General features: G+C 70.6%; 27 protein-coding genes and 1 tRNA gene. 19 read left to right on the forward strand and 9 right to left on the reverse strand.

Annotated features, from left to right (window positions below):
* Positions 1 to 27: 27 nt before the first annotated feature.
* Positions 28 to 2,760 carry a pyruvate dehydrogenase (acetyl-transferring), homodimeric type gene (gene aceE / locus ACFZAX_RS28655; protein ID WP_390965184.1) on the reverse strand — a complete coding sequence of 911 codons (2,733 nt, stop codon included), beginning with the start codon at positions 2,758 to 2,760 and terminating at the stop codon, positions 28 to 30.
* A 502-nt stretch (positions 2,761 to 3,262) separates the two neighbouring features.
* Here aceE and ACFZAX_RS28660 point away from each other — a divergent pair.
* The 6 genes from ACFZAX_RS28660 to ACFZAX_RS28685 all read left to right on the forward strand — a co-directional run bounded on the left by ACFZAX_RS28660 (position 3,263) and on the right by ACFZAX_RS28685 (position 8,057).
* Entirely contained in the window at positions 3,263 to 3,700 is a 438-nt protein-coding gene (locus ACFZAX_RS28660; RefSeq protein WP_390965185.1) for a DUF3052 family protein, read from the forward strand.
* A 154-nt stretch (positions 3,701 to 3,854) separates the two neighbouring features.
* Positions 3,855 to 4,313, forward strand: a complete 459-nt coding sequence (locus ACFZAX_RS28665) for a redoxin domain-containing protein (protein WP_390965186.1) — start codon at positions 3,855 to 3,857, stop codon at positions 4,311 to 4,313.
* A 201-nt stretch (positions 4,314 to 4,514) separates the two neighbouring features.
* Positions 4,515 to 5,090, forward strand: a complete 576-nt coding sequence (locus tag ACFZAX_RS28670; protein ID WP_390965187.1) for a TerD family protein — start codon at positions 4,515 to 4,517, stop codon at positions 5,088 to 5,090.
* 236 nt (positions 5,091 to 5,326) lie between these two features.
* Positions 5,327 to 5,902, forward strand: a complete 576-nt coding sequence (locus tag ACFZAX_RS28675) for a TerD family protein (protein ID WP_390965188.1) — start codon at positions 5,327 to 5,329, stop codon at positions 5,900 to 5,902.
* Positions 5,903 to 5,970: 68 nt separating this feature from the next.
* Entirely contained in the window at positions 5,971 to 7,116 is a 1,146-nt protein-coding gene (locus ACFZAX_RS28680) for a DUF475 domain-containing protein (RefSeq protein WP_390965189.1), read from the forward strand.
* A gap of 206 nt (positions 7,117 to 7,322) precedes the next feature.
* Positions 7,323 to 8,057 (forward strand): Tellurium resistance, encoded by a 735-nt coding sequence (locus ACFZAX_RS28685; protein WP_390965190.1) that lies wholly within the window; start codon positions 7,323 to 7,325, stop codon positions 8,055 to 8,057.
* A 7-nt stretch (positions 8,058 to 8,064) separates the two neighbouring features.
* Here ACFZAX_RS28685 and ACFZAX_RS28690 read toward each other — a convergent pair whose 3' ends face one another.
* Positions 8,065 to 9,054 (reverse strand): TerD family protein, encoded by a 990-nt coding sequence (locus tag ACFZAX_RS28690; RefSeq protein WP_390965191.1) that lies wholly within the window; start codon positions 9,052 to 9,054, stop codon positions 8,065 to 8,067.
* 210 nt (positions 9,055 to 9,264) lie between these two features.
* On the opposite strand from ACFZAX_RS28690, the gene ACFZAX_RS28695 reads away from it, so the two are divergent.
* The 4 genes from ACFZAX_RS28695 to ACFZAX_RS28710 all read left to right on the forward strand — a co-directional run bounded on the left by ACFZAX_RS28695 (position 9,265) and on the right by ACFZAX_RS28710 (position 14,572).
* On the forward strand, positions 9,265 to 10,428 hold the full coding sequence (locus ACFZAX_RS28695) for an HpcH/HpaI aldolase/citrate lyase family protein (protein ID WP_390965192.1): 1,164 nt from the start codon (positions 9,265 to 9,267) through the stop codon (positions 10,426 to 10,428).
* Positions 10,429 to 10,438: 10 nt separating this feature from the next.
* The gene (locus tag ACFZAX_RS28700; RefSeq protein WP_390965193.1) at positions 10,439 to 12,994 is read left to right on the forward strand and encodes a phosphoribosyltransferase domain-containing protein; all 2,556 of its coding nucleotides are present in this window, start codon (positions 10,439 to 10,441) and stop codon (positions 12,992 to 12,994) included.
* A gap of 26 nt (positions 12,995 to 13,020) precedes the next feature.
* A complete protein-coding gene (locus tag ACFZAX_RS28705; RefSeq protein ID WP_390965249.1) occupies positions 13,021 to 13,818 on the forward strand; it encodes an HAD family hydrolase in 798 nt (265 codons plus the stop codon).
* Between the two features lie 94 nt (positions 13,819 to 13,912).
* Positions 13,913 to 14,572, forward strand: a complete 660-nt coding sequence (locus tag ACFZAX_RS28710; RefSeq protein ID WP_390965194.1) for a class I SAM-dependent methyltransferase — start codon at positions 13,913 to 13,915, stop codon at positions 14,570 to 14,572.
* A gap of 120 nt (positions 14,573 to 14,692) precedes the next feature.
* Here ACFZAX_RS28710 and ACFZAX_RS28715 read toward each other — a convergent pair whose 3' ends face one another.
* The 4 genes from ACFZAX_RS28715 to ACFZAX_RS28730 all read right to left on the reverse strand — a co-directional run bounded on the left by ACFZAX_RS28715 (position 14,693) and on the right by ACFZAX_RS28730 (position 18,038).
* Entirely contained in the window at positions 14,693 to 14,911 is a 219-nt protein-coding gene (locus ACFZAX_RS28715) for an FmdB family zinc ribbon protein (RefSeq protein WP_390965195.1), read from the reverse strand.
* Positions 14,912 to 14,969: 58 nt separating this feature from the next.
* Positions 14,970 to 15,614: a DUF4383 domain-containing protein gene (locus ACFZAX_RS28720; RefSeq protein WP_390965196.1), complete on the reverse strand. Its 645-nt coding sequence runs from the start codon at positions 15,612 to 15,614 to the stop codon at positions 14,970 to 14,972.
* 218 nt (positions 15,615 to 15,832) lie between these two features.
* Positions 15,833 to 17,140 (reverse strand): hypothetical protein, encoded by a 1,308-nt coding sequence (locus tag ACFZAX_RS28725; protein WP_390965250.1) that lies wholly within the window; start codon positions 17,138 to 17,140, stop codon positions 15,833 to 15,835.
* Between the two features lie 187 nt (positions 17,141 to 17,327).
* Positions 17,328 to 18,038: a DUF4097 family beta strand repeat-containing protein gene (locus ACFZAX_RS28730; RefSeq protein ID WP_390965251.1), complete on the reverse strand. Its 711-nt coding sequence runs from the start codon at positions 18,036 to 18,038 to the stop codon at positions 17,328 to 17,330.
* Between the two features lie 448 nt (positions 18,039 to 18,486).
* On the opposite strand from ACFZAX_RS28730, the gene ACFZAX_RS28735 reads away from it, so the two are divergent.
* The 3 genes from ACFZAX_RS28735 to ACFZAX_RS28745 all read left to right on the forward strand — a co-directional run bounded on the left by ACFZAX_RS28735 (position 18,487) and on the right by ACFZAX_RS28745 (position 19,774).
* Positions 18,487 to 18,561, forward strand: a tRNA-Val gene (locus ACFZAX_RS28735).
* 237 nt (positions 18,562 to 18,798) lie between these two features.
* Entirely contained in the window at positions 18,799 to 19,347 is a 549-nt protein-coding gene (locus ACFZAX_RS28740; RefSeq protein WP_390965197.1) for a flavoprotein, read from the forward strand.
* 112 nt (positions 19,348 to 19,459) lie between these two features.
* Positions 19,460 to 19,774, forward strand: a complete 315-nt coding sequence (locus tag ACFZAX_RS28745; protein ID WP_390965198.1) for a DUF6980 family protein — start codon at positions 19,460 to 19,462, stop codon at positions 19,772 to 19,774.
* Positions 19,775 to 20,717: 943 nt separating this feature from the next.
* Here ACFZAX_RS28745 and ACFZAX_RS28750 read toward each other — a convergent pair.
* Positions 20,718 to 20,939 (reverse strand): hypothetical protein, encoded by a 222-nt coding sequence (locus ACFZAX_RS28750; RefSeq protein WP_390965199.1) that lies wholly within the window; start codon positions 20,937 to 20,939, stop codon positions 20,718 to 20,720.
* A 163-nt stretch (positions 20,940 to 21,102) separates the two neighbouring features.
* Positions 21,103 to 22,287, reverse strand: a complete 1,185-nt coding sequence (locus ACFZAX_RS28755) for a helix-turn-helix domain-containing protein (protein WP_390965200.1) — start codon at positions 22,285 to 22,287, stop codon at positions 21,103 to 21,105.
* A 123-nt stretch (positions 22,288 to 22,410) separates the two neighbouring features.
* Between ACFZAX_RS28755 and ACFZAX_RS28760 the strand changes: the two genes are divergently transcribed.
* The 6 genes from ACFZAX_RS28760 to ACFZAX_RS28785 all read left to right on the forward strand — a co-directional run bounded on the left by ACFZAX_RS28760 (position 22,411) and on the right by ACFZAX_RS28785 (position 24,606).
* Positions 22,411 to 22,962: a flavoprotein gene (locus ACFZAX_RS28760; RefSeq protein ID WP_390965201.1), complete on the forward strand. Its 552-nt coding sequence runs from the start codon at positions 22,411 to 22,413 to the stop codon at positions 22,960 to 22,962.
* Between the two features lie 9 nt (positions 22,963 to 22,971).
* Positions 22,972 to 23,151 carry a hypothetical protein gene (locus ACFZAX_RS28765; protein ID WP_390965202.1) on the forward strand — a complete coding sequence of 60 codons (180 nt, stop codon included), beginning with the start codon at positions 22,972 to 22,974 and terminating at the stop codon, positions 23,149 to 23,151.
* A gap of 203 nt (positions 23,152 to 23,354) precedes the next feature.
* A complete protein-coding gene (locus tag ACFZAX_RS28770; RefSeq protein ID WP_390965203.1) occupies positions 23,355 to 23,570 on the forward strand; it encodes a hypothetical protein in 216 nt (71 codons plus the stop codon).
* 4 nt (positions 23,571 to 23,574) lie between these two features.
* Positions 23,575 to 23,922 (forward strand): hypothetical protein, encoded by a 348-nt coding sequence (locus ACFZAX_RS28775; RefSeq protein WP_390965204.1) that lies wholly within the window; start codon positions 23,575 to 23,577, stop codon positions 23,920 to 23,922.
* A 164-nt stretch (positions 23,923 to 24,086) separates the two neighbouring features.
* Entirely contained in the window at positions 24,087 to 24,287 is a 201-nt protein-coding gene (locus tag ACFZAX_RS28780) for a hypothetical protein (RefSeq protein WP_390965206.1), read from the forward strand.
* Between the two features lie 88 nt (positions 24,288 to 24,375).
* Positions 24,376 to 24,606, forward strand: coding sequence for a DUF2277 domain-containing protein (locus ACFZAX_RS28785; protein WP_327175540.1), 231 nt, complete (start codon positions 24,376 to 24,378; stop codon positions 24,604 to 24,606).
* A gap of 97 nt (positions 24,607 to 24,703) precedes the next feature.
* Here ACFZAX_RS28785 and ACFZAX_RS28790 read toward each other — a convergent pair whose 3' ends face one another.
* Positions 24,704 to 25,396, reverse strand: a complete 693-nt coding sequence (locus ACFZAX_RS28790; RefSeq protein ID WP_390965207.1) for a VTT domain-containing protein — start codon at positions 25,394 to 25,396, stop codon at positions 24,704 to 24,706.
* Positions 25,397 to 25,554 lie beyond the last annotated feature (158 nt).

Genomic DNA, 25,554 nt, shown 5'->3' on the forward strand with positions numbered 1-25,554 from the left:
CGGCCGGCACAGGGGTGCGGAGCCGCCTCAGGCGTCGCCGCCCGCCGCGCCCGGGTCGGCCGCCGCCACGTCCAGCAACTCGTACCGGTCGACCGCCGTCTTCAGCGCCGAACGGTCGATCCGCCCCTCCTTCGCCAGCTCCGTGAGGACCGCCAGCACGATCGACTGCGCGTCGATGTGGAAGAACCGGCGGGCGGCCCCCCGGGTGTCCGCGAAACCGAAACCGTCCGCGCCCAGCGACTGGTACGCGCCCGGCACCCAGCGGGAAATCTGATCCGGAACCGATCGCATCCAGTCCGAAACAGCGACGAACGGTCCCTCGGAACCGGAGAGCTTCCGCGTCACGTACGGGACGCGCTGTTCCTCCTCCGGGTGGAGCAGGTTGTACCGCTCCGTCTCCACGGCCTCGCGGCGCAGCTCGTTCCAGCTGGTCGCCGACCAGACGTCCGCCCGGACGTTCCACTCCTCGGCGAGGACGCGCTGCGCCTCCAGCGCCCACGGGACCGCCACACCGGACGCCAGGATCTGCGCCGGGATCTGCCCCTGCTCACCGCGCCGGAAGCGGTGGACACCCGCGAGGATGCCCTCCACGTCCACGTCGGCGGGCTCGGCCGGGTGCTGGATCGGCTCGTTGTAGACGGTGAGGTAGTAGAAGACGTCCTCGCTGTTCTCGCCGTACATCCGGCGCAGCCCGTCCCTGACGATGTGGGCGATCTCGAACCCGTACGCCGGGTCGTAGGCCACGCACGCCGGGTTGGTCGAGGCGAGCAGCTGCGAGTGGCCGTCCGCGTGCTGGAGCCCCTCGCCGGTCAGGGTCGTGCGCCCTGCGGTCGCACCCAGGACGAAACCGCGCGCGAGCTGGTCGGCCATCTGCCAGAACTGGTCACCGGTGCGCTGGAACCCGAACATCGAGTAGAAGACGTAGACCGGGATCAGCGGCTCGCCGTGCGTGGCGTAGGACGAGCCCGCCGCGATCAGCGAGGCCGTGCAGCCCGCCTCGGAGATGCCGTCGTGCAGCATCTGCCCGGTCGGCGACTCCTTGTACGCGAGCAGGAGTTCACGGTCCACCGCCTCGTACTGCTGCCCCAGCGGGTTGTAGATCTTCGCGCTCGGGAAGAACGCGTCCATGCCGAAGGTGCGGTACTCGTCGGGCGCGATCAGCACGAAACGCCTGCCGATCTCCTTGTCCCGCATGAGGTCCTTCAGGATGCGGACGAACGCCATCGTGGTGGCGATCGACTGCTGGCCCGAGCCCTTCTTCGCAGCCGCGTAGGTCTTCTCCTCCGGCAGGGCCAACGGCTTGGCGCGGACCACCCGGGTCGGCACGTACCCGCCCAGGCTCTCCCGCCGGTCGTGCATGTACTGGATCTCCTCGGAGTCCCGGCCCGGGTGGTAGTAGGGCGGGTACCCCTCGTCCAGCTGCTTGTCCGTGATCGGGATGTGCAGCCGGTCGCGGAACCGCTTCAGGTCCTCGGTGGTGAGCTTCTTCATCTGGTGGGTCGCGTTGCGGCCCTCGAAGTTCGGCCCCAGCGTCCAGCCCTTGACCGTCTGCGCCAGGATCACCGTCGGCTGGCCCTGGTGCGCCTTGGCCGCCGCGTACGCCGCGTAGACCTTCCGGTGGTCGTGTCCGCCGCGCCCCAGGTGCAGGATCTGTTCGTCGGACATGTCCTTGACCATGTCCCGCAGACGCTGGTCGCCGCCGAAGAAGTGCTCGCGGATGTACGCGCCCGTCTCGGTGGCGTACGTCTGGAACTGGCCGTCCGGCGTGGTGTTCAGCTTGTTGACCAGGATGCCCGTGCGGTCCTGCGCGAGCAGCGGGTCCCAGGTGCGGTCCCAGACCAGCTTGATCACGTTCCAGCCGGCCCCCCGGAACTGGGACTCCAGCTCCTGGATGATCTTGCCGTTGCCGCGCACCGGGCCGTCGAGCCGCTGCAGGTTGCAGTTGACGACGAAGGTGAGGTTGTCCAGACCCTCGCGGGCGGCGATGGAGAGCTGGCCGAGCGACTCCGGCTCGTCCATCTCGCCGTCGCCGAGATACGCCCAGACGTGCGACTTCGAGGTGTCGGCGATGCCGCGCGCCTCCAGGTAGCGGTTCATCCGCGCCTGGTAGATCGCGCCGAGCGGGCCGAGCCCCATCGACACCGTCGGGAACTCCCAGAAGTCCGGCATGAGCCGCGGGTGCGGGTAGCTGGAGAGCCCGTTCGGCGCCTTCGACTTCTCCTGGCGGAACCCGTCCAGCTGCGCCTCGCTCAGCCGGTCCAGCAGGAACGCGCGGGCGTAGATGCCCGGTGAGGCGTGCCCCTGGAAGAAGATCTGGTCGCCGCCGTCGCCTTCGTCCTTGCCCCGGAAGAAGTGGTTGAAGCCCACGTCGTAGAGCGAGGCGGAGGAGGCGAACGTGGCGATGTGACCACCGACACCGATCCCGGGGCGCTGGGCCCGCGAGACCATCACGGCCGCGTTCCAGCGGGTCGCGTTGAGAACCTTGCGCTCGATCTCCTCGTCGCCGGGGAAGAAGGGTTCGTCCTTCGTGGCGATCGTGTTGACGTAGTCGGTACTGCGCATCTCCGGAACGGCCACACGCTTCTCGCGTGCCCGTTCGATGAGGCGGAGCATCAGATAGCGGGCCCGCTCATGGCCGCGCTCGTCCACGGCGGCGTCGAGCGAGTCCAGCCACTCCTGGGTCTCCTCGGGATCGAAATCCGGGACCTGGCTGGGAAGGCCGCCAATGATGATCGGGTTGCGATCGGATCCGGAAGCCACACTGTTCCTTCGCTGTTCGGTGCTGCTACGGGGTCTGCTGCGAGGCCGATCCGTCGGGGCGCGCAACCTCGCGGCGTCTCCGACGTCCGCGGAATCGCCACCCTCCATCGTGTACCGCCGGGACCCGTACGTCACCTCTACCGCACGGTAACCAGCGGGTTACCGGACACCCGTCCGGGGCAGTAGCCGTAAGGCGGAACAAGGGCGCCGGACCAAATCGCAACCATACGCCCAAGCCGTCCAAGCGTTCCCAAACGCTGTACGGCGGCGAATGCCGGAGCGAAACGGCATAAGCTGAGGAAGGACGTACACGGACCGGTGCTCGCGGCACCCCGGCGCGGACCGGCCGGAAGTTGCGGCGACGTGGCAGGGAACGTCACCGTTTAGGCGGTCCGGAGCGCCGGGTACTTGCGCGATTCGCCGAGCCCGTGTGGACTACGGCCAGCGCCGCGCGTACGCGCGTGGCTGAAGCATTTTCCGAAACATGATCAGGAGGCAACCCGTGAGCGCGACCGCGGACCACGCGGAGGAGCGGACCAACCTGGCTGAACGGCTGGGGTTCGAACCCGGTCAGGTGGTCCAGGAGATCGGCTACGACGACGACGTCGAGCTGGAGCTCCGTAAGGGTATTGAGGCCACCATCGGTGGGGAACTCGTCGACGAGGACTACGACGACGTCGCAGACGTCGTCGTGCTGTGGTTCCGTGACGAGGACGGCGACCTTACGGACGCGCTGGTGGATGCCATCGGCCTGATCGAGGACGGCGGTACGGTCTGGCTGATGACGCCGAAGACCGGCCGTGACGGATACGTCGAACCCAGCGACATCAGTGATGCCGCTCAGACCGCCGGTCTCTCCCAGACCAAGAGCATCAGCGCGGGCAAGGACTGGACGGGCAGCCGTCTCGTCTCGCCCAAGGCCGCCAAGGCCAAGCGCTGAGATCCTCCCGCACCACCCCGTAGCACCCTGAAGGCCCCCGACGGCATCGCGCCGCCGGGGGCCTTCGTACGTCCTGCGCGGGGTGCTGCGTAGGCTGGGCCACGGCCCCCGGCGGACCGGTCCGGGGGCGGTGACGCAAGCGAAGGGACACCCCATGGCGATCGAGGTCGGCTCCCAGGCCCCCGCGTTCGAGCTCAAGGACAACCACGGCCGGACGGTCACGCTGTCCGAGTTCCGCGGCGAGAAGAACGTGGTGCTGCTCTTCTACCCGTTCGCCTTCACCGGCGTCTGCACCGGCGAGCTCTGCGCGCTCCGCGACGAGCTGCCGCGCTTCGAGAACGCCGACACCCAGCTCCTCGCCGTCTCCAACGACTCCATCCACACCCTGCGGGTCTTCGCCGAGCAGGAGGGGCTGGAGTACCCGCTGCTCTCCGACTTCTGGCCGCACGGCGAGGTCTCGCGCGCGTACGGCGTCTTCGACGAGGACAAGGGCTGCGCGGTGCGCGGCACCTTCATCATCGACAAGGAGGGCGTGGTGCGCTGGAGCGTCGTCAACGGGCTGCCCGACGCGCGGGACCTGAAGGAGTACGTCAAGGCGCTCGAAGCCCTCTGAGCCCCTGCCGGAGGGCGGCGCGGCCGGGCTCCCGGCCCCGGCCGCCCTCCGGCCGTCCTCCGCTTGCGGAGAACTCCCGCCCCACCCGCCCAAAAGCCTTCTTTGGCCGGGAACCGGTCACTAGGATCCGTTCGTTGATCCGGTACGTGCACGACGGGGAAGCTGGTGTCTGCCGGCCCCTACATACCTATGGGAGGACTCGTGGGAGTCAGCCTCAGCAAGGGCGGCAACGTCTCGCTGACCAAGGCCGCGCCCAACCTGACCGCTGTCATCGTCGGCCTGGGCTGGGACGCCCGGACGACCACCGGCGGCGACTTCGACCTCGACGCCAGCGCGCTGCTGGCGAACACCGAGGGCAAGGTCGGCAGTGACGGCAATTTCGTCTTCTTCAACAACCTCAAGAGCCCCGACGGCTCCGTCGAGCACACCGGTGACAACCTCACCGGTGAGGGCGAGGGCGACGACGAGGTCATCAAGGTCAACCTCGCCGCCGTCCCGGCCGATGTCGACAAGATCGTCTTCCCGGTCTCGATCTACGAGGCCGAGAGCCGGCAGCAGAGCTTCGGCCAGGTCCGCAACGCGTACATCCGCGTGGTCAACCAGGCCGACAACTCCGAGCTGGCCCGCTACGACCTCAGCGAGGACGCCTCCACCGAGACCGCCATGGTCTTCGGCGAGCTCTACCGCAACGGCGGCGAGTGGAAGTTCCGCGCCATCGGCCAGGGGTACGCCTCCGGTCTGCGGGGCATCGCGCAGGACTTCGGCGTCAACGTCTGACGTCAACCCCCGACGTCAACGTCCCAAGCCGACGCGCGACCCCGCGGAGGCCGGCCGGAGGCGTCCGGACCAGCAGCAGAGCGCCCGGCGCCGCACCTCTCGTGCGGCGCCGGGCGTGCTTCGCCCACCGCACGGCCGAGCCCGGGCCGCGTACGGGCACGGCCCGCACCGGACGGTTCGTACCGCACGGACGGGACAGAATCCGCACACGCATCACGAATCGGGGAGGACACATCATGGGCGTCACGCTCGCCAAGGGAGGCAATGTCTCCCTCTCCAAGGCCGCACCCAACCTCACCCAGGTGCTCGTCGGCCTCGGCTGGGACGCGCGGTCCACCACCGGCGCCGACTTCGACCTGGACGCCAGCGCGCTGCTCTGCCAGTCCGGCCGGGTGCTCGGGGACGACTGGTTCATCTTCTACAACAACCTCACCAGCCCCGACGGCTCGGTCGAACACACCGGGGACAACCTCACCGGCGCGGGTGACGGTGACGACGAGTCCGTCATCGTCCACCTGGACCAGGTGCCGGCGCACTGCGACAAGATCGTCTTTCCCGTCTCGATTCATGAAGCGGACAATCGTGGGCAGGCTTTCGGCCAGGTCAGCAATGCGTTCATCCGGGTCGTGAACCAGGCCGACGGCCAGGAGCTCGCCCGCTACGACCTCAGCGAGGACGCCTCGTCCGAGACGGCGATGATCTTCGGTGAGCTCTACCGCTACAACGGTGAATGGAAGTTCCGCGCTGTGGGACAGGGGTACGCGTCAGGACTGCGCGGCATCGCTCTAGACTTCGGGGTCAACGTTTCGTAAAGCCGCGCTCGGCGCGGGGGAGCCCCGTACTACGGGGGAGACCCGTTACTTACACGATGGGGTAGCCAGTGCTTCTGAAAACCTTCGGCTGGTCGTTCGCGATTACCGCGCTCGGCCTGGTCGCAGCGGTGTTCTACGGGGGGTGGCAGGCTCTCGGCGTCGTCGCGATCCTGACGGTCCTGGAGATCTCGCTGTCCTTCGACAACGCGGTGATCAACGCCGGAATCCTCAAGAAGATGAACGCCTTCTGGCAGAAGATCTTCCTCACGGTCGGCGTGCTCATCGCGGTATTCGGTATGCGGCTGGTCTTCCCCGTCGTGATCGTGGCGATCAGCGCCAAACTCGGGCCCATCGAGGCCATCGACCTCTCGTTCAACGACCCGGACCGGTACCAGCAGCTGGTCACCGACGCGCACCCGTCGATCGCGGCCTTCGGTGGCATGTTCCTGCTCATGATCTTCCTCGACTTCATCTTCGAGGACCGGGACATCCAGTGGCTCCGGTGGATCGAGCGCCCTCTCGCCAAGCTCGGCAAGGTCGACATGCTGTCGGTCTGCGTCGCACTGATCGTCCTGCTCGTCTCCGCCCTGACCTTCGCGACCCACGCCCACCAGCACGGCGGTGCGCACGCGGACAAGACGTCCACCGTGCTGCTCGCCGGTGTCGCGGGCCTGATCACCTACCTCGTCGTCGGCGGGCTCTCGGGCTTCTTCGAGAACAAGCTCGAAGAGGAGGAGGAGCGCGAGCACGAGGCCGAGGAAGAGGCCAAGAGGAGCGGCAAGGCCGTCGCGCCGGTCGTGCTGGCCGGCAAGGCCGCCTTCTTCATGTTCCTCTACCTGGAGGTCCTGGACGCGTCCTTCTCGTTCGACGGTGTCATCGGCGCCTTCGCCATCACCAACGAGATCGTGCTGATGGCCCTCGGCCTCGGTATCGGCGCCATGTACGTCCGTTCGCTCACGGTCTACCTGGTCCGCCAGGGCACCCTGGACGACTACGTCTACCTGGAGCACGGCGCCCACTACGCCATCGGCGCCCTCTCCGTCATCCTCCTCGTGACCATCCAGTACCAGATCAACGAGATCATCACCGGCCTGGTCGGCGTGGTTCTGATCGCCTGGTCGTTCTGGTCGTCGGTCCGGCGGAACAAGGCCCTCGCCGAGGCGGGCGACGGCGGCAGCACGCTGGTCGACGCGGGCGACGGCGGAATCCGCTGAAGTTCTGGCCAGAAGTCTCCTCCGCCGGGTGTGTGACCCGGTAAGCAAAGAGGGAACGCTCTCAGCGGGGCGGTCCGCGCGGTACGGCTCCGGATGGACCCCGGGCCGGTCCGCCGGCCGCCCCGCACTGGTGTGCGGGACGCGCGAGAGCGGGCCGGAACCCCGGTCCCGCGAGGGCGCGCAGACAGATTGGGTGGGGTGGGGGGATGGGCTTCTTCGACGGCCTGTGGCCGGCACGTGCGGCACAGTTCGAGTCGGGCAACGCGGCGTCGAACTCGATTCAGCTCTCACGGCGGAACGCGACGGTCTCGCTGACCAAACAGGGAGCGCTCACCGGGAATCTCCGGGTCAACCTCTCCTGGCGGATGCGGAGCTCCGACATAGAGGGCCGATCGTCGCAGGGCAGCCTGCTCCGGAACCCGCTGAAGCTCTTCCAGCCCGAGGTCGTGCAGGCCCACACCCAGGGCATGGTCAACGTCGACCTCGACCTCGGGTGCATGTACGAGCTCATGGACGGCACCAAGGGCGTGGTGCAGCCCCTCGGCAACCTCATCGGGGACCTGAACGAACCGCCGTACATCCGCCTCAGCGGCGACGACCGCTTCGGTGCCCCCTCGGGGGAGACGGTCTACGTCAACATGGACCATCGCGACAAGATCAAACGACTGCTCTTCTTCGTCTACATCTACGACCAGACGCCGGCGTTCGACCGCACGCACGCCATGGTCACGCTGTACCCGGGCAACGGCCCGCGGATCGAGATCGAGCTGGACGAGCGCGCACCCGAAGCCCGCTCCTGCGCCGTGTTCACCGTGGAGAACGTCAAGGAGGAGCTCATCGTGCGCCGAGAGGTCAAGTTCGTCTACGGGTTCCAGTCCGAGCTCGACCGGCTCTACGGCTTCGGCATGCAGTGGGGCCGCGGCTACAAGTCGCGTGCCTGAGCGCTCGTCACCGGACGAACTGCGGGCCCTGCGGAGGCAGGACGAAATGCGGATCCGGCGCGGGCGCGGCGGCTGCGGCGGGCTGCGGATACCCGTACGCGGGCGCGCTGGTCTCGGGCTGCGGGTAGCCGTAGGCGGGTGGGGCCGCGGCGGGCTGCGGGTAGCCGTACGCGGGCACGGTGGTGGCGGGCTGGGGATAGCCGTACGCCGGTGCGGTGGTGGCGGGCTGCGGGTAGCCGTACCCGCCCTCCGGTACCGGAGGGGCGGCGGGCGGCTGCGGGTAGCCGTACCCGGACTGCGGCTGGGGGATGGTGAGGTCCCAGGCGTGGTCCGGCGCGGGACCGCCGGGCGCGGGTGCCTGGGCGCTTGCCGGCTTACCGTCGGTCCCGGACTGTTCGGACAGCGCCTCGGGCAGCTCTTCGGAAGACGGCCCGGGCGGCTGCTCCCCGTCGTCCACCGAGATGCCGAAGGCCGTCGCGAGCCCGATCAGCCCGGTCGGATAGCCCTGGCCGACCGCACGGAACTTCCAGCCGTCGCCGCGCCGGTAGAGCTCGCCGCAGATGATGGCGGTCTCCTCACCGGTCTCGGGCCGGACCTCGAACACGGCCAGCGGGGCGCCGTCCGGGGCCGCCGCGTCGTACAGCGATATCCGCAGGTCGTGGACGCTCCCGAAGCTCGCACCGTCGGAGGAGGCGGCGATCACCACCTGGTCCACCGAGGAGTCGAGCGCCGCCAGGTCCGCCTCGACCGTGTCCGTCAGCCCGTCGCCGGCGCTCCGCTTCGGCAGCCGGCGCACATGGCCGGAGGGATGCCGGGGCTGGTTGTAGAAGACGAAGTCCTCGTCGAAGCGCACCCGGCCCGAGGAACCGAGCAGCAGGGCGGAGGCGTCCACGTCCGGGACGCCCGTCCCAGGAGTCCAGCGCAGCACGGCCCTTACGGCCGTGGCGTCGAGGGGGACGTTCGAACCCTTCAGCATCCCTTGCGTCATGCCCGTCATCCTGCCTGTTGTCGGCTTCCCCGGACAACGCGGGGGCCTTGAACCGGTATCCGGGGGTAGAGCTGAGCTGCAGCACCTTACCGTGCCGGGGTCCTCGGACACGGGCGAGTTACCCGAAGTTCACATATGCGGGGAACTGCGGACACCTGTCCATACGTACTATTACCGGCCATGCGTTGTTCGATCGATCAGGCGGTACGGGGGAAAATCATGCGTCATTTCGGGCACATCTCGCCTGCTGCCCGGCAGGGACTGTTCTTCCAGGAACCATGCGAATTCGACGCGAACGCTCCTGCCCGCGTGCTCTCGGCCGCGCTGGGCGCCACGCTCTACGCTCCGGCCACCCGTCCCCGGCTCGCGGACGACGTCGTCAAGCAGGCCGGGCGCGGCGTCGTCTCCATGGTCCTCTGCCTGGAGGACTCGATCGCCGACGCCGAGGTGGAAGGCGCCGAGAAGAACCTGGTCAAACAGTTCGCGGACCTCGCCGCACGCGAAGCGGCGACTCCGCTCCTCTTCATCCGGGTGCGTGAGCCCGGGCAGATCACCGACCTGGTCGACCGCCTCGGCGCCACGGTCCGGCTGCTCTCCGGCTTCGTCCTGCCGAAATTCACCGAACAGCGCGGAGAGCTTTTCCTGGCGGCCCTGAACCGTGCGGAATCCGCCTGCGGACACCGGCTGTTCGCCATGCCGGTGCTCGAATCGCCGGAACTCCTCCACCTGGAAACCCGGACCGAAACGCTTCAGGGGATCGCGCGTGTCGTCGCGATCCACCGCGAGCACATTCTCGCGCTGCGGCTCGGCGTCACCGACTTCTGCTCCGCCTACGGGCTGCGGAGATCCTCCGACATGACCGCGTACGACGTGCAGATCGTCAGCGCCGTCATCGCCGACGTCGTCAACGTCCTCGGCCGCGCCGACGGCACCGGATTCACGATCACCGGCCCCGTCTGGGAGTACTTCCGCAACCAGGAACGCATGTTCAAGCCGCAGCTGCGCCGCAGCCCCTTCCAGGAGGGACGGGCGGAGAAACTGCGCACCGCGCTCATCGAGCACGACCTGGACGGGCTGCTCCGCGAGATCGAACTCGACCGGGCCAACGGTCTCCTCGGGAAGACCTGCATCCACCCCTCGCACGTGGACCCCGTGCACGCGCTGTCCGTCGTCAGCCACGAGGAATTCAGCGACGCTCAGGACATCCTGCGCCCCGAGCGCGGCGGTGGCGGAGTGCTGCGCTCCGCGTATACCAACAAGATGAATGAAGTGAAACCGCACCGGGCGTGGGCCGAACGGACCCTCCTGCGTGCCGAGGTCTTCGGCGTCGCGCGCGAGGACATCGGCTTCGTGGACCTGCTGGCCGCAGCCGGAGCGGAATGAGCGCGTACCGATGAGCGGGCGGGCGACGGAGAAAGAGACGGTGGACGTGGTGTGGTCGGGCAGCTGGGTGGCCGAGCGGCTGGGAGTCGCTCTCGCCGGTGACCAGGAGGTCAGGGACATGCTGGGGCTCGCCCTGCGGCGCAACCCCCGGCGGGCCCATCTGCTGGTCTCCCACGTCCTCGGCAAGCACGTGCCCCAGCTCCCCTCCGTCGTCCACGGCGCCGGGGTCGACCTCGGCCGCGCGGTTCGCGACCTGCTCGGGCCCGAGGCCGACCGGGCGATCGTCCTGGGATACGCCGAGACCGCCACCGGACTCGGCCACTCGGTCGCCGACGGCATCGGCTCGGCGCCCTACCTCCACTCCACCCGCCGCCCGGTCCCCGGGGTGGTCCGCGCCGGCGGCTTCGAGGAATCCCACTCCCACGCCACCTCCCACCTGCTGCTCCCCGAGGACCCGGCCCTGCTCGCCCGCCCCGGGACGCTGGTCCTCGTCGACGACGAGTTCTCCACGGGCAACACCGTCCTCAACACCATCCGCGCGCTGCACGACCTCTACCCCCGCGAGCGGTACGTCATCGTGGCCCTGGCCGACATGCGGTCGGCCGAGGACCGGGGCCGCCTCACCGGGTTCGCCGCCGAGATCGGCGCCCGCGTCGACCTGGTCGCCCGCGGCACCGGCACGGTCGTCCTGCCCGAAGGGGTACTGGAACGGGGACAGGCCCTCGTGGCCGAGCAGGAGGCCGCCGAGGCCGCGAAGGCCGCCGAGGCCGCAGAAGCCGCCGGGGCCGCAGAAGCTTCCGGGGCCGCAGAGCCCGATGTGGCCGGCGCGGTCGCCGCTCAGGCCGTCCGGGTCGACCTCGGCTGGCCCGAGGGGCTGCCCGACGGTGGCCGGCACGGCTTCACCCCCGCCCACCGCGCCACTCTGGAACGCGCCCTCCCCGCCATGGCCGCCCGGATCGCGGCGGCCCTCCAGGGCCCGTACGGCGGTACCGCCTCCGGCTCCGGCGACCCCGGAAGCGGTGCCGGCCCCCGCCGTGTTCTCGTCCTCGGCTTCGAGGAACTCATGTACGCCCCGCTGCGCCTCGGCACCGCCCTGGAACAGCTCCACGACGTGACGGACACCGAGGTCCGCTACTCCACCACCACCCGTTCACCCGTCCTCGCCGTCGACGACCCCGGCTACGCGATACGCAGCCGACTGGCCTTCCCGGCCCACGACGCCCCGGCGGACGGCCCCGGCGACCGGTACACGTACAACGTCGCCGGAGCCGGCTTCGACGCCGTCGTCGTGGTGGTCGACTCGCACGCCGACACACCCGAACTCCATGCCCCCGAAGGGCTGCTGGCCCGCCTCGCCGCCCACACCGGCCGGGTGCTCCTCGCGGTCATTCCCTCGTACACCCCCGAACGGCAGGAATTCACGATGCTGCCCGAGCCACTCAGAGGCCCCGCATTCTCCTCGTACGCCGCCGAGGACGTCGGCTGGCTGCTCCAGGACCTCTCGGACACCGAGCTGGAGGCTCCCACGGAGGAACGCGAGGAGGCGATACAGAGCGGTGGCGCGCACTACGCCGAATCGCTCCCCGTGGAGTACCAGCCCAGCCCCGCCTACCAGGCACTCTTCCAGGCAGCCCTGGAGACCTCGGCCGCCCGCATCGCCCGCGCCGTCGGGACCGTCACCGAGACGGTCCTCGAAGAGCGCGGACCCCGGCCCGTACTGGTCTCGCTCGCCCGCGCCGGAACCCCCGTCGGCGTCCTGATGCGCCGCTGGGCCCAGCACCGCCACGGACTCGACCTGCCGCACTACGCCGTCTCCATCGTGCGCGGCCGGGGCATCGACGCCAACGCCCTGCGCTGGCTGGCCGCCCACCACGACCCCGCCGACGTCGTGTTCGTCGACGGCTGGACCGGCAAGGGCGCCATCACCCGCGAACTCGCGGTCGCCCTGGAGGAGTTCGAAGGGTTCAACCCCGAGATCGCGGTCCTGGCCGACCCCGGCGGCTGCGTCCGCACCTACGGCACCCGCGAGGACTTCCTCATCCCCTCCGCCTGCCTCAACTCCACCGTGTCCGGGCTGATCTCCCGCACCGTGCTCCGCGCCGACCTGGTCGGCCCGGACGACTTCCACGGCGCCAAGTTCTACCGGGAGCTGGCCGGTTCGGACGTCTCCCTCGACTTCCTGGAGACCGTCGCCGCCCGCTTCGACGAGGTCGCCGACGAGGTGGACGAGGAGGCCAAGGCACTGCTCGCCGCCGACCGCGCCCCCACCTGGGAGGGCTGGGCCGCCGTCGAGCGCATCAGCGAGGAGTACGGCATCCACGACGTCAACCTCGTGAAGCCCGGCGTCGGCGAGACCACCCGCGTGCTGCTCCGCCGCGTCCCCTGGAAGATCCTCGCCGACCGCGGCGCCGGCGCCGACCTCGACCACGTACGGCTCCTCGCGGAGCAACGCGGGGTGCCCGTCGAGGAGGTCGACGGACTCCCGTACAGCTGTGTCGGACTGATCCACCCGAAGTACACCCGGGGCGCGACCGGTGCCGACGGCAAGGCGGTGACGGAACAGTGACCGCACCGGGGACGAACCCCGTGGCGCTGGTCGCCAGCGACCTCGACCGCACCCTCATCTACTCGACCGGCGCCCTCCAGCTCGCCATGCCGGACGCCGACGCACCCCGGCTGCTCTGCGTCGAGGTGTACGGCAACAAGCCGCTCTCCTACGTCACCGAGACGGCCGCCGGACTGCTGGACGAGCTGGGCCGCACCACGGTCTTCGTACCGACCACGACCCGCACCCGCGAGCAGTACCACCGCATCAGCCTCCCCGGCCCGGCACCCGCCTACGCCGTCGTCGCCAACGGCGGGCACATCCTCGTGGACGGGGAGTCCGACCCCGACTGGCACGCGGGGGTCCTGGACCGCATCGCCGGCGAGTGCGCCCCGCTCGCCGAGGTCCGCGCCCACCTCTCCGCCGTCTCCGACCCCGCCTGGCTGCTGAAGGACCGGGTCGCCGAGGACCTCTTCGCCTACCTCGTCGTCGAACGCTCCCAGCTCCCCGACGGCTGGGTGAAGGAGCTCGTCGACTGGGCCGACCCGCGCGGCTGGACCGTCTCCCTCCAGGGCCGCAAGATCTACGCCGTACCCCGGCCGCTCACCAAGAGCGCGGCCGTCCGCGAGGTCGCCCGCCGCGCCGGGGCCGCACTCACCCTCTCCGCGGGCGACTCCCTCCTCGACGCCGACCTGCTGCTCAGCACCGACCTCGCCTGGCGCCCCGGCCACGGCGAACTCGCCGACACCGGCTGGCACACCGGCGGCGTCGTCGCCCTCCACGAGCAGGGCGTCCTCGCCGGGGAGGAGATCCTGCGCAGGTTCCTGGCAGCGACGCGCGGCTGACGAGAAGGGTCGTGGGCAACCAGGAGGCCATTGGGCAGGCTGGGTCCGAACGGCACACCGCCGCACCACCGACCAGCCCCAGGAGTTGCGCACGATGACCAAGGGCAACGAAACCCGTATGACGGACGAGCTGTACGCGTACGTACTCGCGCACAACCCGCCGCTCGACCCCGTCCAACGGGAGCTCGTCGCGACCACGTACGCCGAACTCCCGGACCGCGCGGGCATGCAGTCGGCCCGGGAACAGGGCCCGCTGCTCGCCTTCCTGGTCCGGCTGACCGAAGCCCGGCTCGTGGTGGAGGTCGGCACCTTCACCGGCTTCGGGGCGCTGTCGATGGCGCAGGCGCTGGCGCCGGGCGGGCGGCTGATCGCCTGCGACGTCTCGGAGGAGTGGACGGCGTACGGCAGGGCCGCCTGGGAGAAGGCGGGGGTCGCGGACCGCATCGACCTGCGCATCGCACCCGCGCTCGACACCCTTCGTACCCTGCCCGAGGAGCCGCACATCGACTTCGCCTACCTGGACGCGGACAAGGGCGGCTACGTCGCGTACTGGGAGGAGCTGGTCCCCCGGTTGCGGCCCGGCGGCCTGATCGCCACCGACAACACCCTCTTCCACGGCGGGGTCGTGGACCCGCACGCCACCGGGGGAGCGGCGTCCATCAGGGAGTTCAACGACCACGTGCTCGCCGACGACCGCATGGACAGTGTGCTGCTGACGGTCGCGGACGGGCTGACGCTGTCGCGCAAACGGTGAACGGGAGCGGGACCGGAGCAGCCGCCCCGGCCGCTCCGGTCGCTCCGGTTCCGCGAGGCCCGGCCGGTTCCGCGAGGGGGTTCCGCGAGGCCCGGCCGGTTCTGCGAGGCCCGACCGGCCTCAGCCGCAGCAGCCCCCGCCGCAGCAGCCGCCCCCGCCCCCGCCCGCCGGTGCGGGCGCGGAGCCGGAGGAGGTACCGCCCACGGCGACGGCGGAGAGCAGCTTGACGGTGTCGTCGTGGCCGACGGGGCACGTGGCGGGATCGGAGGACTCGGCCATCGGGCGGCTGAGCTCGAAGGTGTCTCCGCAGGTGCGGCAGCGGTACTCGTAACGAGGCATGGACCAAGAGTAGGGCGCCTCGTCCGGCATCGGCCGGACAAGGCGCCGGTTCACCCCGTCACCCGTGCGGCTGGGGCCGGGTGCCCGGCATCATCGGGGGCCGGTTGGCCCGGGTGCGGTCCTCGCGGGCGGCCTCCTCGGGATGGCGGGCCCGCCAGTACGGGTTGTCGTGCGGAAGCCCGCCGCTGACCCGTCCGTACATCCCGAAGAACATCAGCATCAGCCCGACGATGAAGCTGAACAGCACGTTCGGCATTTCGAACGCGAGGAAGTTTAGCCCGGTGTCGAGCAGGGCCAGGTTCACGAACCCGCTGGCGATGAAGAGGACGCCGACCGTCATGTTCAGCGTGGACGCCTTGTTGCCGCCCACCACCATGCCGCCGAAGAGCAGCACCCCCACACAGATGGAGAGGATGCTGAGCGCGCCGTTGGTGTTGAGGCCGGCGACGGTGTCGCCACCGGTGTCGAAGATGCCGATCTTGTCGATCAGACCGAGGATGCCGAAGACCAGGAGCACCAGCCCCATCAGCCCGGCGCCGACCCGGTAGACCTGACTGAGCCGGTGGTCGACGGGCAACTCCTCGTTGAGACGGGCGTGCAAGGGCTTGGCCTGCACGGCCTCGGCCCGGTCGGGCGCGGCCTTCACCGGATCCGCCTGCTCGTACCCGGTCTTCACGGGTTCGGCCTTGCCTGGCTTCTTCATGGCGACCTCCTCGGAGGTACGTACCGGCGCGCGGGCCTCCACGGAGGTACCGGTCCCCCTCCCTGGCGGAGGTCCGCACCGGCGCACGGATCACCTCCAGCATCTGCCAGGTAGCGGGACGGGACAACCGGGGGCCGCTGGGCTACGGGACAGCCGGGGACCGCTGGGCTACGGGACAGCCGGGGACCGCTGGGCCACGGGACCGCGGGGCCGCTCGGCTAGGTGGCGGTCGAGCCCGTGCCGAGCCCCTCCCGGATGGCCGAGACGACCTGGGCCGCCGTCTGCCGGACGCCCTCCGCCTCGGTCAGGAAGTGCCAGTAGTCGGGGTGGCGGACGTCCAGGGCGGCGATCGCACGGTCCAGCCGCGCCACCGCGTTGTCCAGCGGACCGGCGTGACGAGGATCGGGCGTGTTGCGGCCGGCCATCGCGAGCCGCTGAGCGTCGCGGACGGCGAACCGGGTCCGCTCGATCTCCTTCTTCGGGTCCTTCGCCACCGCGTCCAGCAGGCGCAGCCGCTCCCCGGCCGCCGACACCGCCTCGTCCGCGTGGTTGAGCAGCGCGCGGACCGTGCCGAGCCGCGCGGTGGCGTCGGCCCAGCTCTGGTCCTTGCGGGCCGTGGCGGCCTCGGCGAGCTTCTCCTCGGCCCGGCGGACATCCTCGGCCGCCTGCTCCGGAACGTGCTGGAGGTCCTGCCAGCACTCCTCGGAGAACCGCCGCCGCAACTCGCTGAGGATCGGCTCCACCCCGCCCGCCCGGGTGGTCAGGGCCTGCGCGCGAGTACGCAGCGACACCAGCCTGCGGTCGATCTCGGCAGCCCGCTCCGGCAGCCGCTCGGCCTCGGTGCGTATGGCCTGCGCCTCGCGGAGCACCTGATCGGCGCGTTCCAGCGTCCCGGCGACACCGTGGCGCCCCGCGCCCTGGTTGAGCCTGGTCAGCTCGGGGGCGAGGGCGGCGAGCCGGGCCGCGAGGTCGTCGGCCTTCAAGCCGGAGGCGCGGACGCCGTCCAGCGCGCCGGTGGCCCCGATCAGCGCCTGCCGCGCCCGCTCCACAGCCGGTGCCAGCCGGGCGAGCTGCGTCTCGGCGCTGCCGAGGAGGGGCCCGAGCCCCTGCGCGTACCGGTCGAGCTCGCCCTTCACCCGTACCAGAGCGTCCTTCGCCTGAGTCAGCTCCGTCGTGGCACGCGCCGCGACGGACGGCTCAAGACCGTCCCGGTCCAAATCGTGCGCGTCGACCGCGGTGATGTAGGTGTGGCTGACCTCGTCGATACGGCGCCCCAGCGCGGCGAACTCCTCGACGGCCTGCCGGGCGCGCGGAGAACTGTCGACGGCCGTGATCGTCTCGATCGAGATCTCGAGATCGCGCTGCGCGCTGTCCAGCTCGTAGAAGGCTTCCGCGGCGGCGTCCTTCGCCGCCTGGGCGTCCGCCCGTCGGCTGCCCCCGTCCCGCCCGCCGAACCAGCGGCGCGTACCGCCCCCGGCGAAGGCGGCGGGCAGCGCGGCGGCGAGCAGCGGGAGCGGCAGCAGCACCAGTGCCACGACGTCCCGGAACGCCCGCGGAGCCCCGTTCGCCGACGACGGGACGGCGCCGGCAGGGCCCCCGGGGGCGTGCGCTCTCACCTGCGGCCGCGCGTCTGTCGCCGTCACATGCCTCTCCCGTGCCATTCGCTCCTGCCCGGTCCATTCTCCCACCAGACATGACGAACACCCGGGCCGGTTAGTTCGCGGTTCGGAGGCTGACTTCCCCGTTGTCGCTGCGGACCTTCACCACGTGCGGGCTGCCGTCGCTGCGCGGTACGTCCACGGAGACGTGCCCGTTGTCCGCCTTGGCGTCCACCGCGTACGCGGTCCCGTCCCCGGGCAGCTCGATGCGGGCACCGCCGTTGTCCGTGTCCACGTCCAGCAGGTCCGGCGCCGTGTCGAACCCGAGCCGGATCGTCCCGTTGTCCGAACCGACCACCACGGACGGGCCCGAGAGCCCCTTGGCGTCGATCGAACCGTTGTCGCTCGACAACGTGAGCTCGCCCCCGGCGTCCCGCACCACCACCCCGCCGTTGTCGGAGGACAGCTCCAGCCGGGTGTCGAACCCGGTCGCGGTCACCTTTCCGTTGCTCCCCGACGCCTTCACGGCGACCCCGCGCGGCACCTTCACCCGATGCCGGCCCGAGCAGTTGTTGACCACGCCCGTGCACTTCACCTTCAGCGTGAGAGTGCCGTCCTCCATCTTCCAGACCGGATCGGGCCCGGACCCGAAGACCACCCACCCGTCCGTCTGCCGCTCCACCTCCACCTGGTCCACGTCGGCCGGTACGAGCTCCAGCGAGGTGTTCGACGAGTCGATCGCCAACGTCTTCCCCTGGAGCGCGAACGACTTGTGCTCGACGGGCGCCCCATCCACGTCCGAGCCCGCGCAGCCGCTGACCGCCACCGCTACGAGGAGCGCCCCGGCGGAGGCGAGGAGGGCGGTGCGGGTGCTGCGGACGGTGTGGGCGGTACGGGTGGTGCCTGCACCGCCCCCGTCGCGTCGACGGGTGGTGCGGTCCGTGTGAGGGCGGGCGTGCGGCGTCTCGGTGCTGCCGGTGGTGCTGTCCACGGGATCGGTCCCCCAGAGGTGCGCGGTGCGGTGACATGCTCACCGGGGCAGTTCCCCCGGTCACCTTCACGTTATGCACTCGCGCCGTCACCCACGATGAGGCCGTCCACCCGCTCCGGGGTGGGGGTAACCCCCGTATCCGACGGCCTCGGACGGCCTTGGGCGGCGACCCGGGGTCGGCTCGGTCGCGGCGCGGTGACGGCTTCGAGGCCCGGACCTGCGGCTGAGGGCAATCGGAGTGTGAGCGGGGGCCCGACGCCATGTACGCTGTTCCTTCGTCCACGGGTGCGTAGCTCAGGGGTAGAGCGCTGCTCTTACAAAGCAGATGTCGGCGGTTCGAAACCGTCCGCGCCCACCAGCACGAAGGCCCCCGACCGATCATGGTCGGGGGCCTTCTCGCGTGCGCTGCCCACCACGAGTCCTCAATGGCCTCAATCGGGAAGGGCTGGTGCTGCGCGCCGGGAGAACAGCGCGATGTACAACGGCGTCGACACGGAAGAAGGAGGCCGGCGCAGGGTCGCTCGTTGCGGCCTCCCGGCTGGCGTCCTTCACCAGGGCCAGGGTGCTCGGCCTGCCCTTGATGAGGACTCCCTGCATGTCGGAGCAGGTTCTGTACCTCATTGCCTGCGCTGCCGGCCCCGCCGAGTTCGTCGACGAGGGGGTGCGGCAGGCGCAGGCCCGCGGCTGGGACGTGCGCTTGATCCTGAACCCGTCGGCGGCCCGCTGGTGGGAACCGCGCCTCGCCGAACTCGAAGCCCTGACCGGTCATTGGGTCCGATCGCAGCACAGACTTCCGGGCGAGAGAGATGCGTTGCCGAAGGCGAGCGCCATGCTCGTAGCTGCCCTGTCGTGTACCAGCCTCAACAAGTGGGGGGCGGGCATCGCCGACACCGTCGCTTTGGGCCTGGTCTCCGAGGGCGTGCACCTTGGCGTGCCGGTTGCCGCGATGCCGTACTTCAACCGCGCGCAGGGGGCCCGGCCGGCTGGTGCCCGGAACGTTGCGGATCTCCGCGCCCAGGGCGTGGTCTTCCTCGACGGCCCCGACGGGTACGAGTCGCACCCGCCGAAGCAGGGAGCTCCGGCGTCGTTCCCGTGGCACCGGGCCCTGGACGTGGTCGGCGACCTTGTCAGCCCCACCCCGTGATTCCCCACAGCCGTAGACTCGCACCCATGTCCCCTTTGTCACCTGGTCTCGCGCGCTTGCGCGTGCTCCGCTTCTGCCTCGCGTGCCAACTCGTCGAGGTCGAACGGGCGTCATGACCCACCACTGCTGCGAGGAGATGGACCGCCGCGCGAACGCGCGTTGCGATCAGCACGACGACCGTTACGCCTGTCCGGACGCGCTGGTCGAATTCCGCGCCGAGTTCCAGGAGTACGGGCTGATCATTCATGACGGCGGCACGTCGAGCGTCACCATCGACTTCTGCCCCTGGTGCGGACGGCGTCTCCCCGCGTCACAGCGGGACCGCTGGTTCGACGAACTGGAACGCCGGGGGATCGACCCGGGGGAGGACGACGTCCCTGCCGAGTTCCAGGACGGCCGCTGGCTCACCCCGTCGTCCCGGGACTGACGGGCCGACCGCCTCCGTGCGAGCCCGCGACGCGATGGTCAACGCGCCCAGCGGACAGATCACATGGTCGGCGACGACCATCACCGTGCGCCGGTGAGGCGTACGGGTCTGGCGCCCGCCAACTGGTGGGAGCCGGAGGGGAGTTCCTCGTACAGTGCGGCGTGCAGGCCGTGACCGTGCGCCTCCTAGGTCTGGGTATGGACGCCCTCGTGCCCGTTGCGGGCTGCGTCGCCGAACGTCGCACGCGCCCGCGTACTCGCCGAACCCACCAGGTATCCCCACTCTGTCGAGCGCCGGAGCGCCGGGGAGTAACACGTGAACCGTGCGCGGTCCGGGCGAGGCACACAGGATGACAGCAGCGCACGGCGGGGCGCACGCCCTCGACGCCACTCGGAGAGCGGTGCGGCTGCCGCCGTACCGAGCCACGCCACTCGGGGGCGCGTACTCCGCATCCCGCCCGCGCACCCCACTGCGCCCCCGGTGCACCGGGAGTGAGCGGGCGCGCCTCTGCCGGTGGCATGTGCGCCTGCCGTCGGGCAGTTGCCTCGGGCACCGTTGGGGGCGCGGGGAGCCCGAGCCTGGGGCGGCAAGGAGTGCGACGGCAAGCGGGGGTGACGGTGATCGTGGGACGACGAAAGGGTGGATACGGATGGCGCGGATCAGATGCGGGGCCCTGACGCAGCGCAGGACCCGGTGTGCGAAGGAAGCGATGACAGGGACCTCGCGGTGTCACCTGCACCAGGGGGCCTGGTCGCCGTACGGGGTGGCGCGGCGCAAGCAGGCTGAGGCGAGGGCGGCGTTGCGGAGGTTGCGCAAGCAGAGGTGAGGGGCGGATCGCGGGGAGGCGACGGTACGAGGGGGAGGGTCTGGCCGAGGGAGGCGAGGGCCGGCCCGAGGGGGAGGGCCGGGGCGAGGGGGGCGTCCCGGCCCGTGCGGGGGCCGCTCAGCGGCGGTCGCCGGTGACCTCGCGTTTCGCGCAGGCGCGGGCGTCGGGGCAGGCGCGGGGGAACCACCAGTACGGCGAGCCGAAGGCGGGTTCGTGGCGCTGTTCGCCGAGGTTGATGGCGGTCCCCGTCGACAAGGGGGCCGCGCACCAGACGCACGACCAGCCCCGCTGTTGTTGTTCGGTCAGTTCGGATACCGGCGGCAGGTTCCTCACAGTCATGGCATCCCCGTGTCGTCATGGATCAGGTGTCGTCAGCATGCCGGGGCGCGGGGGCCGCAACGCTCACAGTTCTGTGAGCGTGCACATACGAGCAGTGACCATCAAGGTGGACCAGCAAGGCGGAGACCGGAGGGAGCCGGGGCCGCAAGGCCCCGGCGGGCGCTCAGAGGCCGATCCAGGTGGCCATGTGGCCCAGGGAATCAGGGGTGCGGCGCGAGAGGTGCACCAGCCCCTTGATCGTCTCACGGGCACCCGGGTGGTACCGGGTCTGCTCCGGGGCGGCGTGCCGGGCATCGGCGAGGGAGCCGAGGGCCGCCTCGGTGTGGCCGGTCTCCATCTCGCAGCGCGCACGGTCGATGAGGAAGTGCGCGCGCCGCGAAGTGGCGAGCCCGGCCGGCAGCTTGATGCCCTGGGCCTGGACCAGGGCGTCGTCGTACTGCCGCATCTCGATCGCCGCCGACATGCGGTGCATCGACACGTTGGTCGGGCCGAAGGAGAGCCAGTGGATCCGGGTCGCCTCGCCCGTGACCTCCGCGCAGCGGGTGGCCTCCGCGATGTGGTCGTCCACCAGGGTCTGTTGCTCCGCGCGCGCGGCGATCACCGAGGCGCCGAGGTGGAGTTGGCCGCGTACGGCCAGGGCCTCCCGGTCCTCCCCGGCGGCGGACACGATCTCGTGGCCCGAGGTGATGAGCCGCTGCCCGATCCGGTACTCGCCCTCCCGGAAGTACACCAGCGCCCGCATGTACTGGCGGATCGCCGACAGGCACGGGTCCGAGGCGCGCCGGGCCGCCCAGTCCATCCGGTCCAGTGCCACCGCGGACAGGTCGTAGTAGCCGAGCTTCACACTCACGTCGTGCGCCGTACGGTAGGTGGAGGCGAGCGCCCGCCACAGTTCCGATGAGCCCGAACGCCAGGCCGCGGTGGTCAGTTCGGTGATGACGGACGGCAGCATCCGTGCCGCGTTGCGCAGATGCGTGGCCCGCACCAGTACGCAGAGGTGCTGCGCGGCCTCGACCAGCTGCCCGGGGGAACGTTCCGGAATCGTGTCGTCGCCGCCCAGGTCGTACAGGTCGAGCGCCTCGCGGATGGGCCTTATCAATTCGGTCAGCCGGTCCTGCTGGAGCTCGGTGACGTACGGCTGCCCCGTCAGTACCGACACGTCGATCCGCAACACCTGTGCCACCGCCGCCACGAAGTCGAGGTTCGCCGGTTTGGCACCGCACTCGACCTGGTTCAGCAGGCTGTACGAGTAGGGCAGGCGGGCAGCTAGTTGACGTTGTGTCAATCTGGCCAGCCTGCGCTGTTCCTTGATGCGGGTGCCGGTGTGCTCGCCGACCTGGCTGGGCATGCGTTCTCCGTTTCTACACGAGTCACCGGGAAGGTACCCGCGCTCACTGGGGGCGCGGGCGCCATCGGTAGCGATACCACCCGTTCCGGGGGCGGTTGCATCCGGGGAGGAGCGCGGGGTGGTATGGCCTGCATGACGACTCTGTACGTGTTCTGTTCTGCGGCCCCTCCGGTGTTCGACGTATTACGTGTAGTGAGAGATGCGCAGGCGCGCGGCTGGGACGTCTGTCTGGGCCTCACGCCGACGGCCGCGCGGTGGCTGGCGCCCCAACTGCCCGCGCTGGAGGAGGCGACCGGCCACCCGGTGCGATCCGAGTACAAGATGCCCGGTGATCCGGACGTCTGGCCCCCGGCGGATGTGATTCTCGTCGCGCCGGCCACCTTCAACACGCTCAACCAATGGGCGCTCGGCATCACTTCGACCTTCGTCGTCGGCGTGGTCGCCGAGGGCACCGGCAAGGACATACCGATCGTGGCCATGCCCTGCGCAAACGCCGCCTACGTGCGACATCCGCAGTTCAGAAGGTCTTTGGAGACACTCCGCGAGGCGGGCGTGAACGTGCTCTTCGGGCCCGGCGGATTCGAGCCCAACCGGCCGGGCGAGGGGAGACCCGAGGAGTTTCCGTGGACATTGGCGCTCGATGCCGTGGACACCGTTGTCAGTTCGGCGCCGTAATCTGTACGCATGTCCACTTTTCCTCCGGCGCCTGCTCCCGTGCGCTCACCTGACGCGGTGAACGCGGAAATCCGCGCACTGTGGCAGTGTTCGGGCGGACGACTGTCGCCGGAGGGCGAAGCGACGTATCAGCGTCTGCTGGTCGAATGGGCGTCCGCGATGCACACCGACATGGCGGAGGCGGCCTGACCGACGGTGCCCCGCCGTCCCGGTGCCGCCGCCTCCGCGCCGAAGATTGCTGTCGGCGGTGCTGTCGGCGTCGGGGTCGCCACCGCACCGCCACCGTCCGCCGGCCGTGACCGACCCGGCGGACGGACGGACGAGTTCGACGCGTTCCGCGCGTCCGTCGCCCCCGGGATGCGCGCTCGGCGCGCGCGGGGCACCGTGGACGCATGGCTGTACACCCGCCCGTGATCGTCTTCCCGCCGTCGTCGAACGGCGCGCGGAGAGTGACGGTCCACGGGCGGATCGTGGGGCTGGCCCACGGTCGGGGAGAGGTGGCCACCCTTCTCCGTACGGCAGGACTCGTACCGGACGGGGAAGGCGCCGACCTCGACCAGCCCGACCTGATCGAGTGGCGAGGCGGAGACCTCGACACCTGGAGGTGAGCCCGTGAAGTTCCACCGCACTCCACGGGCGAGGGCGTCGATCGAACCGCCGCCCGGCTACTACACCCCGCATGCCGCCCCGCCGGACGACACCCAGCGCAGCCTCATCCTCGACTGGGCCGTCGCCCAGCGGATCGCCGATGGATGGCGGGTGGAATCCCGGTCGGGCGCGCAGGCCGTCCTCGTGCACGGGCAGCCGGTCAACCACGTACTGCACGCCTTTCTGACGGTGTTCACCTGTTTCCTCTGGGGCCCGGTATGGCTGGTCCTGGCCCTGGTCGGCAAGGTCGAACGGGCCGTACTGACCGTGGACGCGCAGGGGCACGTCGTCACTGTCGTGGCCGCGCCCTGACCGGGGCGTCACGGGTCCCGGCCGCCCGGTCGGCCCGCTCGCCGATGCCGTACCGCGTGCACCGTCCGTACCGCGTGCACCGTCCGTACCGCGAATGCGGCTTCCGTGCCGCGTAGGGCTTCCCGCTTCCACCCCGATCCTGCCGGATCCACCTGGTCCTCGGAGTGATCCTCGTCGTCGGCGGCTGGAGCATTCTCACGGGCGCCGGCGGGGCGCGCGGAGCGGGTGTGGCGCTCGCCGCCGTCAACCTGATCGCGAACTTCCTCCGGCCGTCCTACGCGCCGATCACCGCCGTCATCTCCATCGGCATCGACGCGGTGGTCGTCCGGGCCCCGTGCACGGACCGCCGGGGCGCGGTGATGTGAGGGGCGCATGCCCGGCGGCGTCGTCGCGGTACCGGTGCGCGGTGCCCGGTCCGGGCCGGTTGTCAGTGGTGGGGGTCACACTGGACTCATGTGCCGCAGTATCAAGACGCTCCGACCGCCGGCCCTCCCCGAGGAGGCCACCGAAGAGGACATGAGAGCCGCCGCCCTGCAGTTCGTCCGCAAGGTGTCCGGCTTCCGTGCCCCCGCCGCGCACAACCAGGAGGTGTTCGACCGTGCCGTGGAAGAGATCACGGCAGCCACGCACCGGCTTCTCGACGGCTTGGAGGTGCGGGGCGCCCACACGGCCGCCCACGGCTGAGGGTGCGTACGGCTGTGCCCGCGTACGGCTGTGCCCGCGTACGGCTGTGCGTGTACGTACGTCGGAGGAAGCGCCGATCGAGCGGTGTGCGGGGCGCTCAGGGGGACGGGGTGAGACCGGCCGGAGCCGGTGCGGCCGAGGCAGCCGCCTCGGCCAGTGCCTGCTGGGCCGCAGCCGCCGGGCGGCGCATCACGAACGCCGCCAGGCCGCCCGCGACGAAGAGCGCGAGTACGGAAATGGCCGTGCCGAACCAGGTCGCGCCCAGCCACTGGCCGCCGAAGTAGCCCAGCCCGACGCTGTAACCGGCCCAGGCGACACCCGCCACGGCCGACCAGGGCAGGAACTCCTTCACCTTGCGGTGAGCCGCGCCCGCGCCCAGCGAGACCACGGACCGGCCCGCCGGGGCGAACCGCGCGATCACGACGAGCGCGCCGCCGCCGCGGTTGAGCGCCGCGCCCAGGCGCTCCTGCGCCGAGGTGAGGCGCCGGGACCGGGCGATGGCGCGGTCCAGCCGTTCGCCGCCGCGCCAGGCGAGGCGGTACGCGACGAGGTCGCCGAGGACCGAGGCGGCCGCAGCGCTCAACGCGAGGAAGAGCAGGGACGGCGCCGCGTGGGCCGCCGCACCGGGAGCACCCGCAACCGTGGTCGAACCCGCGGCGGCGGCGGTGGCCGCGGTGATCACCAGCACACCGCTGGGGAGGACGGGGAGGAACACGTCCAGGAGCACCGAGAGGCCCACCACGAGGTAGACCCATGGGCTGCTTGTCAGCGCACCCACACTCTCAAACACGTCCTACTCCCCGGTTCGTATCAACGCCGCGACGTCGCAGGGGAGCGGCAGGAGCGGCAGGGCCAGCTGTACAGCGTACGCCTGTGGTTCACCCGTACGTAGTCGGGGGGAGCGCGGTGTTGTACAGCTCACGTGCACCGTCGGGAGGGTAGCGGCCG

The sequence above is a fragment of the Streptomyces sp. NPDC008125 genome (assembly GCF_042957125.1).
Lineage (GTDB): Bacteria > Actinomycetota > Actinomycetes > Streptomycetales > Streptomycetaceae > Streptomyces.